The sequence below is a fragment of the Paraburkholderia phenazinium genome (assembly GCF_900142845.1).
Lineage (GTDB): Bacteria > Pseudomonadota > Gammaproteobacteria > Burkholderiales > Burkholderiaceae > Paraburkholderia > Paraburkholderia phenazinium_A.
Genome location: NZ_FSRU01000003.1, coordinates 476,331 through 493,206, shown reverse-complemented (window position 1 = coordinate 493,206; position 16,876 = coordinate 476,331). Strand labels below are relative to the sequence as shown.

The following is a 16,876-nucleotide window of genomic DNA, read 5'->3' as shown; positions in this document are numbered from 1 at the left end:
TCGGCCATCTACCCACCGTCGCAAGCCCAATCAGCGCAGTGCGGCACTCACGACACCTGGAGACAACGCATGACCATCGATTCCACCCTTCCGAATTTTCGTACGCTGTCCCCGGCTGAGCGTCTGGGCCATCTCGGCAAGGTCGTTGGACTGGACGACGCGCAGTACGCTCAACTCGCGAAACCCGGCGCGCTGTCGCTCGAGACCGCAAACGGCATGATCGAGAACGTCATCGGCACCTTCGAATTGCCCCTGGCGGTCGCCGGTTACTTTCAGATCAACGGGCGGGACGTGATTGTGCCCATGGCCGTCGAAGAGCCGTCCATCGTCGCGGCTGCCTCGTTCATGGCCAAACTCGCCCGTGACGCGGGCGGCTTCGCGACCTCCAGCACAGGTCCGCTGATGCGCGCGCAGGTTCAGGTCCTCGGCGTTTCCGATCCCTATGGCGCGCGTCTTTCCATCCTCAAACACAAGGATGAACTGATCGAACTCGCCAATAGCCGCGACAAGGTGCTGATCGGCCTGGGCGGCGGCTGCAAGGACATCGAGGTGCACGTGTTCCCGGACACGCCTCGTGGCGCGATGGTCGTCGCCCACCTGATCGTCGACGTCCGCGACGCCATGGGCGCGAACACGGTCAACACAATGGCAGAGTCGGTCGCCGGGCGGATCGAGGAAGTCACGGGCGGCAAGGTGCGCTTGCGGATTCTCTCCAACCTCGCGGATCTCCGGCTCGCACGTGCGCAGGTCCGGTACTCGGCCGAGACGCTCGAGACCAAGGAATACTCGGGAGAAGAGATCATCGACGGCGTGATCGACGCCTATCTTTTTGCGGCGATCGATCCGTACCGTGCCGCGACCCATAACAAGGGCATCATGAACGGCATCGATCCGGTCATCGTCGCAACGGGCAATGACTGGCGCGCAGTCGAAGCAGGCGCACACGCTTATGCCTGCCGCGGCGGCCGCTACACCTCGCTCACGACCTGGGAGAAGGCCAATAACGGGGACCTCGTCGGTACGATCGAAATGCCGATGCCCGTCGGCCTGGTTGGAGGCGCAACCAAGACCCATCCGCTTGCGCGCCTCGCGCTGAAGATCATGGACGTCAAGTCCGCCCAAGAGCTCGGCGAAATCGCCGTGGCGGTCGGCCTGGCTCAGAACATGGGCGCGCTGCGGGCGCTTTCCACGGAAGGTATCCAGCGCGGTCACATGGCGCTTCATGCGCGCAACATCGCGATGGCTGCAGGCGCCACCGGTGCCGATATCGACTGGGTGGTCAAAAAGATGATCGCGGCGAAGGACGTCCGCACAGACCTCGCGGTCGCCTTGCTGGCGGGGCCGCGCGATGCCTGACGAACAATTTCCTGCCCAGGTGAAGATCGTCGAGGTCGGTCCTCGCGACGGTTTGCAGAACGAATCGTCGTTTGTCCCGACCGCGACGAAAGTCGAACTGATCCGCAGGCTCGTGGATGCCGGCGTGACCTATATCGAGGCAGCGGCTTTCGTTTCGCCGAAATGGGTGCCGCAGATGGCTGACGGGTCTCATGTACTTCGCGAAATCGAGCGCCGGGACGGCGTGGTTTTTTCAGCGTTGGTGCCCAACCTCAAAGGTCTGGAGGCTGCACTGGAAGCGAGATGCGACGAGGTCGCCGTCTTTGCCGCTGCCTCGGAGACCTTCTCGCAGAAGAACATCAATTGCTCGATCGCCGAGAGTATCGACCGGTTTGCGCCCGTCGTGGAGCGAGCACTGCGAGAAGGCGCGCGGGTGCGCGGCTACGTTTCCTGCGTACTCGGTTGCCCGTTCGAGGGCGAGATCGATCCGCTGCAAGTCGCTCGCGTGAGCGCGCGGCTTTATCAGATGGGCTGCTACGAGATCAGTCTGGGCGACACCATCGGCACGGGCACGCCTCTCAAGACCCGCCGCATGATCGAGGCATGCGCGAAGGGCGTGCCCACGTCGGCGCTCGCCGGGCATTTCCACGATACCTGGGGCATGGCCGTCGCCAATATTTACGCGGCGCTTCAGTCCGGCGTCGCGACGTTCGACAGTTCGGTATCCGGCATCGGCGGGTGCCCCTATTCACCGGGCGCGACGGGTAACGTCGCGACCGAAGATGTCGTCTATTTATGCAATGAACTCGGCATTCAGACAGGCATCGACCTTGCAGCCCTGGTTGACGCCGGTGAATTCATTTCGTCGTCACTCGAGAGAAGTACGTCGTCGCGCGTGGCCAGGGCGATGGCGGCGCGACGCGCTCGTGCAGCGTCAATGCAACGATAGTTCGAGTACGAATGGAATGTCATGGCTGACATTCATATCAATCAAAACCCCCGAATACGGAGGAGACACATGGAACAGTATCGCGCTGGTCAGACGGTGGCCGTCATGCCGGATCGCGCGTCGACCGATACAGCCGCAACACGCTATGCGGAAGTATGGGGCGACACCGTCGACCTCGGCCATCTTGCATGGTCGGTTGTGCTGGGGGTCGGCATCAGTGTCGGCGCGTTCCTTGCCGGCACGAGCGTGCTGTCGAGCTTCGTCGCGGATGGTGCGATCGCCCGTGCCTACGCCATGCTCGTGGGTCTGGCGGGTTGCCTCGTAGCGGGCGTCGTCTGCGCCATCCTGTTCAAACCGAAACGAGAAGTCGTCGAGCATGCGAGCGATGAGAGCGAGCGTTTTCACGTGCTCGAACAGCTCGCGGCAGAATCCGGCGGTCTTGGCTCGATCAGCGATCTCTCGCCGGCAACGCGCGCCGAGATGAAGGAACTGGGCATTCTCGAGTTGTTCGTGTCGTATGAAGCGACGCATGGGCATGCAGCGCCGTCCCCTCGCCAGGGAGAGCAGGCATGACTCCGCTGCTCCATCAAATACTCGTTGCTTTATCGATGGGACTGGTCGGCGCCATCGTCTTTGCTGGTATCGGGCTGATTTCCGGCACCGACGAAACTACGACGATTGCGCCGCTCACCTTGCTGGTCGCGCTGCTTGGCGTGCCGCCTGCGGGCGTCTTCACGTTTTTTATGTCGGGCGCGGTGTCGAAACACATGACGCACTCGATTCCGACCGCGCTACTCGGCATCCCCGGCGACACGATGGCGGCACCGCTTCTGCAACAGGCGACGATGCTTCGGGCGCTGGGTGTGCCCCATATCGCGCTGCGCAAGATGACGTCGGGCGCGATCATCGCGGCCTTTGTGGCGGTACCGCTCGCGGTGCTCTTCGCGGTCCTCCTTGCGCCGTTCGGCGGGTCGATCAGTAAAGCCGCGCCGTGGGTCTTCCTCGCCGCCGCATTAGGCATCGCTTACTTTTCCGCCGGCCGATGGGCGTCGATGCTGTTGCTGATCCCGTTCGTTCTGCTGATCGTCGGGCTTCAGGCCCTGACCGGAAAGTATGGCGTCAAGTTGAGCGTCAGTTACTTCCTGGGGATCGCGATCGGACCACTCATCGCCGATCTGTTTTCGATTCTTTCGCCGGTGGAAAGACAACGCATGCGCCGCTCAGGCAAGGCGACGTTTTCCCTCGCGCCGGATGTGAAAGGGTGGAGCGGCTATTTTCCCAATCCGTTCAGGGTGCTCGACCGGCAACAAACGGCGTGGACCGTGGCAACCGCAGCGGTGTCGAGCGCCACGTTCGTTTTCAGTCCGGTTGCGATGACGGTCGTGATGGGTGAACTCGTCGGCGCTCGCGTGAAGCATGCGTATCAGCGACTGACCACGGTCATCGCGGCGCGAAACGGCGTGACCGAGGCGACCTATATCGCTGAAGCGCTCATTCCGTTGATCGCCTTTGGCTTGCCGCTCAGTCCGGTGGCGGCGGGACCGGCGGCGCCGCTGTTCAACGCGCCACCGCGCTTTTCCGTCGACACGGCGACGGGCCATATCAACAACCTGCACACATTGATGTCGGGGTGGGAATTCCTCGGTTTTGGGCTGTTGTCGGTGCTGCTTGCCGCGCTGATCGCTTACCCGCTGACCATGAATTATGCGCATCGTGCCGCGTCGTTCGTCGCACGGCGCCTCAGCCACGAGGCGATCATCGCGACGTTTGCGGGACTCATCGTGGTGATCAGCGTATGGGAAGGGCAACTGCTTGGCCTCGCCGTCATCCTGACCGTCGGCCTGTTCGGCGGGCTGTTATCCAGGGCGTTTGCGTTCAACACAGGCGTTCAGTTCATGGGCTATTACGTCGCCGTGTTGAGCGTGCCGGCCATCGTCAAACTGTTTTGAGGATTCACCGGTGTTAGCGGGCTCAGATCCGCATAGCCGTTCCATTGTCGTTAAATGTTTGACTCAGGAGACAACATCGTGATCGACAAAGAAATCGCAGATGCGCGAGCCGCATTCGAACCCGTGGGCGCGGCAGAGGCGCGCATCATGCCGGACAAGGGCGGTGGTTTGCTCGGCGTGCTTGGGTTGCAAGGCATCCCGAAGCGCGCATGGATGGTAACGATCCTTTCGATGGGCGGCTGGCTACTCGTCAACGCGGACGGCAGCCTCTTCAATTTCACCTATCCGCTGATCCAGAAGGACCTCGGCATTTCCGACAATCAGATCGGCGTGATCTACACGTTGTTGTACGCGGTGGGCGCGATATCGACGTTCGTCGCGGGGCCGTTGATGGACCGCATCGGCCGCAAGCCGATTTATCAGGCGTGTCTGTTTGCAGCTGCGCTAGGGAGTCTCGTCACCGCTGCGGCGCCCGGTTTCCTGATCCTCGTCGTTGGGCGGTCGATCACCCAGATTGGCGCCGCGACCGAATGGATGTCGGGGCAGGTGATGGTCGCGGAGGAGGCGCCGGCGAAGGTCCGCGGCAGATTGATTGGACTCGCGCAGATTGGCTATCCGCTGGGCTTTTTTGTTGGCGCGTTGTTAGCCATGCTGATCGTCGATCGCTTCGGTTGGCGAGTGCTGTTCGTGTGCGGCCTGCTGCCCGTGGTGCTGATGATCGTGGCACGTCGCGGTATCCACGACACCGAACGCTTCCAGGAGGAGAAAGCGATCGAACAGGCCCATGGTCAGCTACGGCAAAACCGCTTTGGGCAGTTGTTCGAAGCGGACCTGCGCCGCTCGTCGGTGTGCCTGGCGATATGGCACTTCGTCTATGCATTCGGCGCGGCGGGAATCATCAGCTATCTGCCGACCGTGTATACGCACTTCAATATTTCGTTGACCAACATGTTCGAGTCATCGGCGATTGCGACGGGTGTTGCCGCTTTCGGCTATGTCCTGTCGGCCTTTCTCGGCGAAAAATATGGCCGGCGCGAAGTGTGCGCTGTCTTTCTCGTACTCGGCGCTGCAGCGGGTGCCTTGCTCGCATTTTATGCGGGCACGTGGGCGCTGCTGACTGCGTTCTACGCATTATTTTATTTCTTCACGCTTGGCCATGTCACCTCGGCAGTGGGATTTGCCGCCGAAGCATTTCCGACGCGTGTGCGCGGTACGGGTTCAAACCTCGTCGCGGGATCGGAATGGATCGGCTTCATGGTTGCGGCGCTGACTGGACCGTGGCTTCTGAACCATGCCGGCTATACCACGACCCTTATCATATGGTGCGTCGCTGCGCCGTTGATTGCGGCGGTGTCCGCCATGAGCATGAAGCGCATTGCGCCGCAGACCGTGCTTGAGAAGATCCACCGCTAGGATATTGGCAAACACACCAGGAGACACGCGGGTAACCGCGCGATGAAATTGATGGTCGATACAACTGTAGTCAGGGACGGTCTTCATTTTGCCGAATCGCCGTCCGAGGGGCCCGACGGATTGCTTTACGTGTCGGACTTTTATGCGCACGAGGTGTTGCGGATCGACCCGCGAACATGGAGTGCCAGCGTCGCTGCGACGGTGCCTGCGCAACCATCGGGCCTTGGTTGGTTGCCCGATGGCCGGATGCTCGTGGTATCCATGCGAGACCTCAAGCTGTTGCGACTCGAAGAAAACGGAAGCCTTTCGGTCCATGCCGATCTGTCGCCGGTCGCTCGTGGTGCGGCAAACGACATGAAGGTCGACGCGCAAGGACGCGCATGGGTCGGCTCGTTTGGATTCGATTTTTACGGGCTTCTGGAAGCGGATCCGAACGCCGACCCGCTGTTCGGACCCGGCGCGAATCCTCCGACGGCCGATATCGCTTGCGTACGCCTGGACGGCACGGTGAGTTGTGCCGCGCAGGGGCTGCAATTCCCGAACGGCACGGTGCAGCTATCCGACGGAACCCTGATGATCGCCGAAACCGTGGGTACCTGCCTGACGGCCTTTTCGATTGACCCGGCAGGCAAGCTGACCGACCGGCGGATCTGGGCCGATCTTTCAGAACTCGGGCCTGACGGCGACAGGGTGTTGCCTGATGGCATCTGTGCGGATGCCGAAGATGGGATCTGGGTGTCCGACCCGGCGCACAGCCGGGCTATCCGCCTGGACCGCCATGGCCGAGTGACCGATCGCATAAGGACCTCGCAACCGTGCTTCGCGGTAGGGCTGAGCGGTCCGGACGGAAGGACCTTGATATGCTGCACGGCTGAAACATCGAATCCGAATATCGCGGCCACGCGCCGGACCGGAAAACTGGAGGCGGTTCGAGTGGCGGTGGGGCGGCAAGCTTAGCGCCGGCGGTGTCCGCGCTTTTGCGCTTCTGCTGCGGGCACCGGTCAATCTTTCGCGACGGCTAGCGATGTTGTCCGCGAGACTCTATGTGCTGACATCGCTCTATAACGTATATGAATCGCTCACCAGCTAAACATTCCCTACCGTAGGCGCCGTTGCGGGCATATGTACGTTATTTGTATTGTGTATGTTTTTATCATACACTAATGAATAAACGTACATGGGAGTTGCACGTGACCTTCTCGGATCGCCTCGCCAGTAGTGAGCAGCGCGCGCTGACGCTGGCTTGCGAAGCGTTTTCAGATGCGACGCGCCTCTATCAGGCGACGCCCCTCAGCGCGTCAGGCAGGAAAGGGCAAGTCGACGCGCGGATGTCGACAAACGATGGCCCGGACGCGTGGATCCGCTTCGACGTTGCGGGAAAGCACCTCGTAATCCCCGTAGTCATCAAGGCGAGCGCCAGCTCGCTCGGCGCGGGGGTCATTGTCAACCGCATGCGCTCTCGCTCCACGCCTGAAGACAATCGTCCGTTGATGCTCGTCACGCAGCATGTCACGCCGCGGCTGGCGGATGAGCTGATCGCCAAACGTATTCCGTTCCTCGACACCGCGGGCAACGTCTTCCTCCAGGCGCCGGAGGCGACGATCATGATCGTCGGCCGCGGCAAACCCACACTGCAGCGTCTGGACCGGACGTCGCGCTCGACCACACCAAAAGGCATGCGCGTGACCTTTGCGCTCCTGACTTTGCCCGGTCTCGTGGATGAACCCTATCGCACGATCGCAGACTTCTCGGGTGTTGCCCTGAACACGGTGAATCTGGCGATGGACGACCTTATGGATCGTGGTCTGGTGGTGGTCAAAGGCAAGAACAGGGTGATCGTCGACCGCCGCCGACTGGTCGACGACTGGGTGAGCCTCTATCCGACCCGGCTGCGCCCCAAGCTCGGCCCGCAACGCTTTACCAGTTGGGCGAAAGACAAGAGTTGGTGGCTTAACCCGGAGGCGCTCGATCCCCAAGCCCGTCTTGGCGGCGAAGTGGCGGCAGACATCCTCACCCGAAATCTCAAGCCCGCGACCGTGACGGTCTACGCGCGAGGCGGGCTCGCGCCGACAATGATGTCGAAAGCCATGCTGAGGCCAGACGAGCGCGGTGACGTCGAAGTGCTCGATGCGTTCTGGCCCGTGGCGGCGGAAGACCGATGGGGCTTGTCCGATCGCGGAGTCGTTCACCCTCTCCTCGTCTACGCGGATCTGATCATGTCGGGCGACGACCGGAATCGCGAAGTGGCCCAAGCGATCTACGCAAGCTACATGGCGAAAAAGAATGCTTAAAGTCTCCGTCGAACGTCCGGTCGAGCCGCTCACGATCGCCTTGCTTCGAGACGTCAAAGGCGCGTGCGCGCAACTCGGCACGCGGTTCGTGCTCGCGGGCGCGACCGCGCGCGACATCCTCATGTAGCATCTTCACGACATTAAGGCCCCTGTCGCCACGCGTGATGTCGACGTGGCGGTCTGCGCGGTGAGTTGGGAGTTCCACGACATGCTGATCGACCTGCTATTGCAAACGCAGCGCTTCAGACGTCACCCGAAGCAGCAGCAGAAATTCTTGTTCAAGCGCAGCCCGGACGACTACGAGATCGAGCACAACCGGCCATTCGGCATGGCGACACCGATGTACTCTCGTACCGCTCAGGATACACGGCACTCCTTAGCGAAGTGCCGCTGCCACCGCCTCGTCAATCTGCACTGCAAAGCGCGCTTCAACATCGGGCACCGCGTAGCCAACTGACAGTTCCAGATACGCGTCGCCTAGCACCAACTGAACAAACGTCGCTGCCCGCAATGCAGCAGTTGATTCGTCAAATCGCCTTCGCAGAATTTTTGCGGCGAAGGCACGCACGCCCTTTGCACCATTTTCGTAAAACACCTGGCCGAGTTCCGGAAGACGCTCGGCCTCAGCAACGATGGCCCGGTAGAGCCGCAGATAATCCGGCGCGATAAGGATTTGTGCCAACACCCATCCCAACTTGCGCAACTCGTCTTCGGGTGATCCATCGGATTGCTCGTCCTGAGCGCTGGCGAGAACGCCACCCACCTGAGCGCACATCGAGCCCACCAGACCAACGAAGAGCGCTTCCTTCGACTTGAAGTGGCGGTAGACCGTCTGTTTGCCGACGCCCGCGGCCGCGGCGACATCATCCATCGTTGCCAGGCCGAAACCCTGGCTTAAAAAAACGGCCTTCGCGCCGTCGAGGATGGCGGACCGCTTACGGTGCTGCAGCGGGCTCAGGTCGGGGGGAGAGGACGTGTTCATGCCCGATTAATAGCAGATCATCGAGTAGTTGACAAGACTGACCAGTCTCGTTTAGATTCCTCAAAACGAGACCGATAAGTCTCGTTTGTGTGATTTATCAACTTTGCAGGCAATCATCGAGGGGAACGCTTTGGAACTGTTCATTACAGGTGGTACGGGGTTCATCGGGCAAGCGGTCGCGCGCAAGGCGATTAGCCTCGGTCATCAGGTGACGGCGTTGGTGCGCCAGGCCAACTCGCCGGCCGCCAGCGCGCTGGCGCGTCTCGGAGTGAAACTGCATTCCGGCGACCTGCGTGAGCCACAGTCGTTCGCTGCGATTGCCGGTACCGCCGATGGCGTGGTGCACACCGCGTCGACCAACGATGCTTCCGCCGGTGCGGCTGATGAGGCCGCGGCTGTAGCGATGCTTTCGCATTTGCATCCGGGCGCGGCATTTGTCTATACGTCGGGCACCTGGGTCTACGGCAATACGGAGGGGGAGGCCGCGACTGAAGCATCGGCGCTGAACCCGACGCCACTCATCGCCTGGCGGCCCGCAGTGGAGCAACGTGTGCAGGCGCTAGCAGCAAGCCGCTCGATTGCCGCAGTGATCCTCAGGCCGGCGATGGTGCATGGCTACGGCGGCGGCGTTTTCGGCATGCTTGCCGGCATGGTCCGTCAGACTGGCAGTGTGAGGATCGTCGGCGATGGTCGCAACCACTGGCCAGCGGTTCACGTCGACGATCTCGCCACGGCTTACCTGAGCGCGGTGGAGCGGGCGGCAAGCGGAGACGGTCGAGTCACGGGACAGATCTTCAACGTGGTCGCGGAAGATGCCGTTGCCGTTGCCGAAATGGGTGAAGCGATTCGGGCCTCGGTCGGCGCCGATCGCGTCGAACTCTGGCCGCTCGACGATGCTCGCCAATCGCTTGGACCGTTCGCTGACGCACTGGCGCTCGATCAGACAGTCAGCGGCCAGCATGCCCGGCGAGTGCTTGCGTGGGAACCCCACGGCCCCGGCCTGATTGCGGATCTCTCTGTACGAGAGTACTTTCAGCAGATCAAGGGAGCATGACGATGGCGTGGAACAGTGCATCTTCAGGATCGGTTCTCGCGATGATCGTAGCGGTTCTGTTCGCGGTTGCTGGGGTGGTCAATCTCTCGGGGCTAGGCGCAGTGAAGCGCGACTTCGCACGCTGGGGTTACCCGGCGTGGTTTCGTTGGCTCTGTGGCGCTCTCGAGCTGCTTAGCGCGGCACTTCTTCCTGGACAGCAAACCAGAATCTTGGGCTTGACGCTGGCCGGTGCAATCATGATCGGCGCTCTTTTCACGTTGCTACGAAATCGGGAGCCGTTTGGGCATCTTGCCCCGGCGCTGATCTTCTCGGCTCTCGTTGTGGCTACTGTGGCGCTCCGCGGTTGAGGCTTGCTCGCCACCGGACGAGTGAGCCCGGAACGCTAACAGGCCGCGCGGGCAATCCGCGCTGCAGGTATTTGAAATGCGCACACGGAAAGCGGCCTTGGAGCAACTCCAGTTTGATACATCACAGTAGCCGCAGTCGCCTCACATCTTGCTGCGGAGGCGCACCGAACAGGCGGCTGTACTCGCGACTGAACTGCGAGGCGCTTTCGTAACCGACCCGGATTGCGGCACTTCCCGCGTCGATGCCAAGGCTGAGCATCAGTTGCCGCGCTTCCTGCAAGCGCAGTTGCTTCTGGTATTGCAGAGGACTTGTTCCCGTGATGTTGCGGAAATGCTGACGGAACGTCGAAGGACTCATGTGCGCTTGCGCGGCCAGATCATCCACCAATAGTTCCTTTGAGAAATTCTGTTTGAGCCAGGTCACTGCCCTGGCGATTTGTTGGCTCGGTGATCCGTTGGCTGCAAGACGCTGTAATTGTGGACTATGGGGACCAGCGAGAAGCCGGACGATTATTTCCTGCTGATAGAGCGGCGCCAATTGCGGAGCCAGTACCGGTTGGTCCAGCAATTCGATCAGCCGAATCAGGACGCCTATCAGCGCATCGTCAAGGGTTTCGATCGTGATAGGCGTGAAAGCTGGCGTTCGGGGCGGAGCCGGTAACTGCATCTCCTCAGCTATCTTCACGATGTCACGCCGGTCTAGTGTCAGCATCAGGCCAAGCATCGGCTCCTCAATACTAGCCCGCGTGACATGCGAGATCACAGGCAGGTCGATGCTGGTCAGCAGTGACTGGCCGGGGCCGTAGTTCACCACCTCTTTCGCTACCAATACCTGCTTATGGCCCTGAGCAACGATACCCAACCCGAGGCTAAAGATGCAATGCAACGGCTCGGTTGGCCCCTTCCGGCGATGAAGTGAGAGCGCCGGTATAGCGGTGGTGTGGTCGCCGTCAGACTGGGCAAAGCGTGCAATGGTTCGCGCGAGGCGGTCCGTAGAGGCGGTACTGGTACTCATTGGCTTGAAAGCCCTGCGATTCATGCGTATCTCTAACGAGAAAACGGTAGGCACACTTTACCCCTGCCGCGGGACATCGGTGCAGTTTCATGCTGCTTTCGTCATTTTAGGCAAAAGGTACAGCGGTTTCGGCAACCGCCTGGGTGCCAATCGCGCGACACTGAAACCACCCGATTCATATCCCGATGCCTAAGTTTCGGCGAGGCATCACGACACAAAGGACCCACGTATGAACAGCAAGAAAGTTTGGCTCGTGACCGGCGCCGGCCGTGGCATGGGCGTGGACATTGTGAAGGCGGCACTGGCAGCCGGCCACGACGTTGTGGCGACTGGCCGCGATCTCGCAAAGATCAGGAACGCCATCGGCGATCACGATAGTCTGTTGATTGCGTCGCTTGACGTGACGAACCCGGTCGATGCCGACGCCGCCGTCAAGGCTGCGGTCCAAAAGTTCGGGCGCATTGACGTACTGGTCAACAACGCAGGCAACTTCTATGGGGGCTTCTTCGAGGAGCTTAGCGCCGCCCAGGTGCGCAGCCAGTTCGAAACGCTTTTGTTCGGTCCGATGAATGTTACCAGGGCCGTATTGCCCGTGATGCGCAGGCAGCGCTCTGGCCTGGTAGTCACGATCTCATCGACGGCTGGCATTACTGGTCTTGTCTTTTGCAGCGCATATGCTGCTGCAAAGTTTGGAGTCGAAGGATGGATGGAGTCGCTTGCGCAGGAGATTGCTCCCTTTGGCATCCGCACCATGCTGGTGGAGCCGGGGTTCTTCCGGACCGACCTTCTCACCGCAGAGTCAACTACCTACGCCGAACTCTCCATCGAAGACTACGCATCCCGTACTAAGGAGACCGTGACCGCCTGGAAAGGCATGAGCGGGAAGCAGGGCGGCGATCCGGCCAAGCTTGCCGCTGCGTTGGTAGCGTTGACGGCGCAGGATGAGCCTCCTGCTCGCTTCGCCGCTGGCGCGGATGCGGTCGAAGCCTTTGAGGCGAAGGCAAACACCTTACTCGCTCAGGCGAATGCCCACCGCGAGCTGTCCTCATCTCTTGCGCACTCTCCTGAATACGCTGCCGCGCGGCAGGCCTAAAACACGATCGCCGGTCAGTGTTCGTCAGTGTATTTCTTTACCCAACCGGCAAATGTCAGCAGCTGCGGATAGCCTCCACCGGACTGCGGCAGTCGGAGCATTACAGGTGGATGCATGGCTTGCTACGGAGCCTGATCAAGGAAGCCGCGAGCGGAGCGGCAGCGGACGACGCGGGATATTCGGCACACGTCCTGCTTAGCGCACTGCACATTAACCTTATCGAGGATCTGCTCGCCACCGGACTCTCGAGTAGCGAGATTCGAAGCGCGCAGGCTGCGCTCGCGCGAGCGATCATTGACGATACCCGGCGTGCCTAGTGCCAGCAGTGAGCGGCTGCAACGGGTCGGTGTGGGCTGATCGCCACCATGCCCTGTTCGGCCGCAAGCGGTCACTCAGCTACCCTTAGCTAGCTCTTGAGACACGGCCCGATGCCCATGCCGGCGATACTTGAGGGCAAATTCAAACCGTTCCTCGGGCCATGTCGAGTCGTGCCTCTGTCGTTCGTCGTAGCTATACGAAGAGGTCGAAATCGACATCGGTATCTTCGCTCTACGAACCATCGTCAGGCAGTGACCGCTCAACTTCGGCTGTCCGCGAGCCATTCAGCGAATGGCTGCTTCCAGAGGATCGTATGCTCGGAGAGTAAAGCGAACCGTTCGGCGACGGCGACTTATCCGCGCACATCCTTATCCGTGTAACGGGTTTCACGACCGATGCAATGGACCAAAAATTCCATCACAGCCTTGATCGCCGGCGTTCGACGCAGGTCGGGGTAGGTCACCAGCCAAAGCCCGGTTTCGGGCGGCTCGGATCCTATGTCGAGTCTGACCAGTTCAGCGTCGTTATCGCCGATCAACGTAGGCAGAACCGCAACCCCGACGCCGTTGCGCACGGCCATCTGCTGCCCAATCGCATCGCTCGCTTCGAATACGATGGGCCGTCCGTCGATATTTTTGCGTAGCCACTTTTGATGTTTCACATGGTCCAGCGACGAGTCATAAGCAATGAACTCCCATTGCGCAGAAGGGCGAGCCGCATAGGTATGGTTGGCATAGAGACCGAATCGGACTGTGCCTATGCGGCGCGTAACGAGGCTGCCGTCCTCCGGCTTGACCATGCGAACAGCAATATCGGCGACGCCCCGGTCCAGCGGTGCGATGTCGGGAGATCCCTCCATCACGATCTTCAAGGCCGGATGCGATTCCCGTAGCACGCGTATGTGTGGCGCAATGCAGTAACTGCCGATCGTAGGCGGCACGCTGATACGGACCGTTCCGGACAGCGCCGACGACGCCCGCAACGCATATGTTTCAACTGCCTGAGCGCCTTGGGCCATCGATCGGGCCAGCATGGCGATGGCTTTTCCATCCTCGGTCAAACGGATGCTGCGGGGCAGCCGATAAATCAGCTTCAATCCGAGCGCGGACTCCAGGGACATGACACGCCGCCCAACCGTGGCGTGTTCGACCGACAGTTCGCTGGCGGCGCCTGAGAGCGTTCCCGTGTGCGCGAGTACCAGAAAGTACTGCAAATCTTGCCAGTCGAACATAGTGAATTTTTAACAGAGTGTGTGAACCGATGAGGAATTCCCAAGTGACGAGAGCAAGTCTAGCCTCCTTTGTAGCGGTCGTCTGATCGCCGTACACGGACTCAGGAGAATTTGACATGTTCTACGAACTGGTTACCTTGTCGTCGCATATTCTGAAGCTGCCGGAGGTAATCGCGAGCGCGGAGGCTTACCTCAATCATCCCGAAACCGCGGGGCGCTGGCTCGGCGCATGGACCTCGGAAAACGGGCGGCTAGGAAGCGTGCGTATTCTGCGAGGGTTCGTCGATCCCGGGACACTGTCTCAGGAAAGAGCGCGTGCTTTACATCACGCCAATCCATTCGGGGTGGCCGACAGCACGTCTACGATCGAGATGGAGAGCTACGCTGGTTTTCCTTTCTTGCCTCCGGTCGAGCCGGGCTCGTTCGGCAGGTACTACGAGTTTCGCACCTACTGGCTAAGACCCGGTGGACTGGCGCCTACGATTGAGGCGTGGGAGGCCGCGATGCCCGAGCGGTCAAAACGGTCCCCTCTGACAGTCAATATGTACGCGCTTGATGGCGTGCCGCGCATCACGCACATATGGCCCTGGGAAAGCCTGGATGAACGGATCGCGATACGTGCAAAGTCTTACGCTGATGGAATCTGGCCGCCCAAAGGCGGGCCTGAGAATTTCTATGAGGCGACGTCCACTATCTGGATACCGACTATCAATTCGCCCCTGCGGTGAATTCGCGGGTCGATCGGCAGAAGCCTAATGGTTGGGCCGCGATTACACAAACGAAGGGGCAGAATTCACGAATTAGTAGGAATGCTTACATGATCAGCGAATAGAATTGCTCCGCTGCGGTGTTCGTGCCGCTGTCGCTCTGCATCGGCTCTGTGCGGATCATGTCCGCGATTTCGATGCCGGACAGGATGATCTGCGCGGCGCAACCAGGCGGTAACCGCTAGAATTGCGGCTTTAGCCCGGAATACGCCAATGTCTTTTGCCTCGCTTGGCCTGATCGATCCCTTGCTGCGTAATCTGCAGGACCTCCATTACCAGACACCTACGCCGGTGCAGGCCAAGGCGATTCCTGCTGTGCTCAGTGGCAAGGACGTCATGGCTGCGGCACAGACCGGTACCGGCAAAACGGCGGGTTTTGCGCTGCCGCTGTTGCAACGGCTAGTGCAATACGGCCCGGCGGTGTCCAGCAACCGCGCGCGTGTTCTGGTGCTGGTGCCCACGCGTGAACTGGCCGAACAAGTGTTGCAAAGCTTTGTCGATTACGGCAAAGGCCTCGAGTTACGATTTCTGGCCGCCTACGGCGGTGTGAGTATCAACCCGCAGATGATGAAGTTGCGCAAGGGCGTGGATGTGCTCGTTGCCACGCCGGGCCGTTTGCTGGATCTCCATCGCCAGAACGCAGTGCAGTTTGATCAAATACAAACGCTGGTGCTGGATGAAGCCGACCGCATGCTGGATCTGGGCTTTGCACGCGAACTCAACGCTGTCTTTGCTGCCTTGCCCGCCGAGCGCCAGACCCTGCTGTTCTCTGCCACGTTTACCGATGATATCCGCGCCATCGCGGCGGCCATTCTGAGGGGCCCGGTCAATATCAGCGTTAGCCCGCCCAATGCCACGGCCAGCAGGATCAAGCAGTGGGTGGTGACGGTGGATAAAAAGAACAAGCCTGACCTCTTCATGCATCTTGTGGCTGAGAACAACTGGCAGCACGCGCTGGTGTTTGTCAAAACCCGCAATGGCGTGGACTACCTGGCGGCCATGCTGGACGAAGCGGGCTACGCGGTCGACACCATCCACGGCGACAAACCCCAGCCCGCGCGCCTGCGTGCACTGGAGCGCTTCAAGACGGGCGAAGTACATATGCTGGTAGCCACCGATGTGGCTGCGCGCGGGCTGGATATCGACGACCTGCCGCTCGTGATCAACGTTGATCTGCCGATCGTGGCGCAAGACTATGTGCACCGTATTGGCCGTACCGGCCGCGCGGGCGCCAGCGGCGTGGCGGTGTCCCTTGTGTGTGCCGATGAAGCGCCGCAACTGGCCGCGATTGAAGCGCTGATCCGGCAAACGCTGCCCCGTGAAGAAGAGCCGGGTTTTGAGGCCGAACACCGCGTGCCGCAAACGAGCGCGACGGGCCAGATCATCAAGAAACCCAAAAAGCCTAAGAAGCCCAAAGTGTCGCAAGCTGCGCCGGGCGCCGTGCAGGTGCTTGGCAAAAAGCCACGTCCGCAAAGCGGCGAAAGCAAACGCAAGCCTGGGGCGCAACGCGCTGCGGCCGCGGGCGAAGGCACACCCTTTTCCAGCGGTAGTCCATTCAGCGTGCAAAAGCCACGCAGCAAACCCGCCGGCAAGCCAGCTGCCGGTTCACATAAGCCGGTTGGCAAACCCGCTGGTGGCCGCGGCAAACGCCAACCCTGATCCGTGGGGATGAGTCACGCCAGCCCTGGAGCGTTGCGAATAACCGCTTGGGGGCGACCTGAGATGGCCGCTAGCCGTCTCAGGGCGGCCATCAACAGCCGTTCGAGGCGAGCGGGAAGCGGCTTTTCCAAACCAGTTCGGCGCTCCAATCACACGCCGTCCACCACTGCGAAAATGCCTTTACTGCTTGAGAGTCGCATGGGCAGGATTTCTTGGTATGCGGACGAGTTGTACCATGCAATTGCGTCCTGGCGCGTAGGGAACTCGATGATGACGAGCCGCTTGTACGGCAATTCGCCCTCCATCACTTCGAGGTTACCGCCACGCGCGAGGAACTTGCCGCCATATGCCTCGATCGTCGCCGGCGCCTTTGCGCGATATTGATTGAAAACAGCTTCGTTTTCGATCGATTCCTGTACGACAACAAATGCTGCCATGTGTTGGCTCCTTAAAGTGAAGAGCGATGCTGCAGT

The 16,876-nt window shown here is 60.6% G+C and carries 17 protein-coding genes and 1 pseudogene; 14 read left to right on the top strand and 4 right to left on the bottom strand.

What is annotated here, in order from left to right:
• The first annotated feature begins 69 nt into the window (after positions 1 to 69).
• From BUS12_RS35805 to BUS12_RS35770, 8 genes and pseudogenes are all read left to right on the top strand, one after another.
• Entirely contained in the window at positions 70 to 1,356 is a 1,287-nt protein-coding gene (locus tag BUS12_RS35805; RefSeq protein ID WP_074302222.1) for a hydroxymethylglutaryl-CoA reductase, degradative, read from the top strand.
• Positions 1,349 to 2,284, top strand: coding sequence for a hydroxymethylglutaryl-CoA lyase (locus BUS12_RS35800; RefSeq protein WP_074302221.1), 936 nt, complete (start codon positions 1,349 to 1,351; stop codon positions 2,282 to 2,284). Before BUS12_RS35805 ends, BUS12_RS35800 begins: the two co-directional genes overlap by 8 nt.
• A gap of 69 nt (positions 2,285 to 2,353) precedes the next feature.
• Complete coding sequence (locus tag BUS12_RS35795; protein WP_074302220.1) at positions 2,354 to 2,857, top strand: hypothetical protein; 504 nt, start codon at positions 2,354 to 2,356, stop codon at positions 2,855 to 2,857.
• Positions 2,854 to 4,233, top strand: coding sequence for a tripartite tricarboxylate transporter permease (locus BUS12_RS35790; protein WP_074302219.1), 1,380 nt, complete (start codon positions 2,854 to 2,856; stop codon positions 4,231 to 4,233). Before BUS12_RS35795 ends, BUS12_RS35790 begins: the two co-directional genes overlap by 4 nt.
• Before the next feature lie 78 nt (positions 4,234 to 4,311).
• Positions 4,312 to 5,646 carry an MFS transporter gene (locus tag BUS12_RS35785; protein ID WP_074302218.1) on the top strand — a complete coding sequence of 445 codons (1,335 nt, stop codon included), beginning with the start codon at positions 4,312 to 4,314 and terminating at the stop codon, positions 5,644 to 5,646.
• 42 nt (positions 5,647 to 5,688) lie between these two features.
• Positions 5,689 to 6,603 carry an SMP-30/gluconolactonase/LRE family protein gene (locus tag BUS12_RS35780; protein WP_083640822.1) on the top strand — a complete coding sequence of 305 codons (915 nt, stop codon included), beginning with the start codon at positions 5,689 to 5,691 and terminating at the stop codon, positions 6,601 to 6,603.
• A 233-nt stretch (positions 6,604 to 6,836) separates the two neighbouring features.
• Positions 6,837 to 7,937, top strand: a complete 1,101-nt coding sequence (locus BUS12_RS35775) for a type IV toxin-antitoxin system AbiEi family antitoxin (RefSeq protein ID WP_253190301.1) — start codon at positions 6,837 to 6,839, stop codon at positions 7,935 to 7,937.
• Positions 7,930 to 8,265: pseudogene (locus BUS12_RS35770) on the top strand (nucleotidyl transferase AbiEii/AbiGii toxin family protein); the annotation flags it as partial. The gene BUS12_RS35775 and the pseudogene BUS12_RS35770, both read left to right, overlap by 8 nt.
• A gap of 48 nt (positions 8,266 to 8,313) precedes the next feature.
• Here the strand turns inward: BUS12_RS35770 and BUS12_RS35765 are convergent.
• Entirely contained in the window at positions 8,314 to 8,919 is a 606-nt protein-coding gene (locus tag BUS12_RS35765; protein WP_074302217.1) for a TetR/AcrR family transcriptional regulator, read from the bottom strand.
• A 130-nt stretch (positions 8,920 to 9,049) separates the two neighbouring features.
• On the opposite strand from BUS12_RS35765, the gene BUS12_RS35760 reads away from it, so the two are divergent.
• Positions 9,050 to 9,973: an NAD-dependent epimerase/dehydratase family protein gene (locus tag BUS12_RS35760; protein WP_074302773.1), complete on the top strand. Its 924-nt coding sequence runs from the start codon at positions 9,050 to 9,052 to the stop codon at positions 9,971 to 9,973.
• 2 nt (positions 9,974 to 9,975) lie between these two features.
• The gene (locus tag BUS12_RS35755) at positions 9,976 to 10,320 is read left to right on the top strand and encodes a DoxX family protein (RefSeq protein ID WP_074302775.1); all 345 of its coding nucleotides are present in this window, start codon (positions 9,976 to 9,978) and stop codon (positions 10,318 to 10,320) included.
• 121 nt (positions 10,321 to 10,441) lie between these two features.
• Here BUS12_RS35755 and BUS12_RS35750 read toward each other — a convergent pair whose 3' ends face one another.
• Complete coding sequence (locus tag BUS12_RS35750) at positions 10,442 to 11,335, bottom strand: AraC family transcriptional regulator (RefSeq protein WP_253190300.1); 894 nt, start codon at positions 11,333 to 11,335, stop codon at positions 10,442 to 10,444.
• Positions 11,336 to 11,564: 229 nt separating this feature from the next.
• Here BUS12_RS35750 and BUS12_RS35745 point away from each other — a divergent pair, with 229 nt between their 5' ends.
• Positions 11,565 to 12,428 carry an SDR family oxidoreductase gene (locus BUS12_RS35745; protein ID WP_074302215.1) on the top strand — a complete coding sequence of 288 codons (864 nt, stop codon included), beginning with the start codon at positions 11,565 to 11,567 and terminating at the stop codon, positions 12,426 to 12,428.
• 119 nt (positions 12,429 to 12,547) lie between these two features.
• Positions 12,548 to 12,745 (top strand): hypothetical protein, encoded by a 198-nt coding sequence (locus BUS12_RS35740; protein ID WP_143788579.1) that lies wholly within the window; start codon positions 12,548 to 12,550, stop codon positions 12,743 to 12,745.
• Between the two features lie 353 nt (positions 12,746 to 13,098).
• Here the strand turns inward: BUS12_RS35740 and BUS12_RS35735 are convergent, their stop codons facing one another.
• Complete coding sequence (locus BUS12_RS35735; protein ID WP_074302213.1) at positions 13,099 to 13,977, bottom strand: LysR family transcriptional regulator; 879 nt, start codon at positions 13,975 to 13,977, stop codon at positions 13,099 to 13,101.
• 116 nt (positions 13,978 to 14,093) lie between these two features.
• On the opposite strand from BUS12_RS35735, the gene BUS12_RS35730 reads away from it, so the two are divergent.
• Positions 14,094 to 14,705, top strand: a complete 612-nt coding sequence (locus BUS12_RS35730) for an NIPSNAP family protein (RefSeq protein WP_074302212.1) — start codon at positions 14,094 to 14,096, stop codon at positions 14,703 to 14,705.
• Positions 14,706 to 14,957: 252 nt separating this feature from the next.
• The gene (locus BUS12_RS35725; protein WP_074302211.1) at positions 14,958 to 16,403 is read left to right on the top strand and encodes a DEAD/DEAH box helicase; all 1,446 of its coding nucleotides are present in this window, start codon (positions 14,958 to 14,960) and stop codon (positions 16,401 to 16,403) included.
• A 149-nt stretch (positions 16,404 to 16,552) separates the two neighbouring features.
• On the opposite strand, the gene BUS12_RS35720 is transcribed toward BUS12_RS35725, so the two are convergent.
• Positions 16,553 to 16,840: a DUF1330 domain-containing protein gene (locus BUS12_RS35720; protein WP_074302210.1), complete on the bottom strand. Its 288-nt coding sequence runs from the start codon at positions 16,838 to 16,840 to the stop codon at positions 16,553 to 16,555.
• Positions 16,841 to 16,876 lie beyond the last annotated feature (36 nt).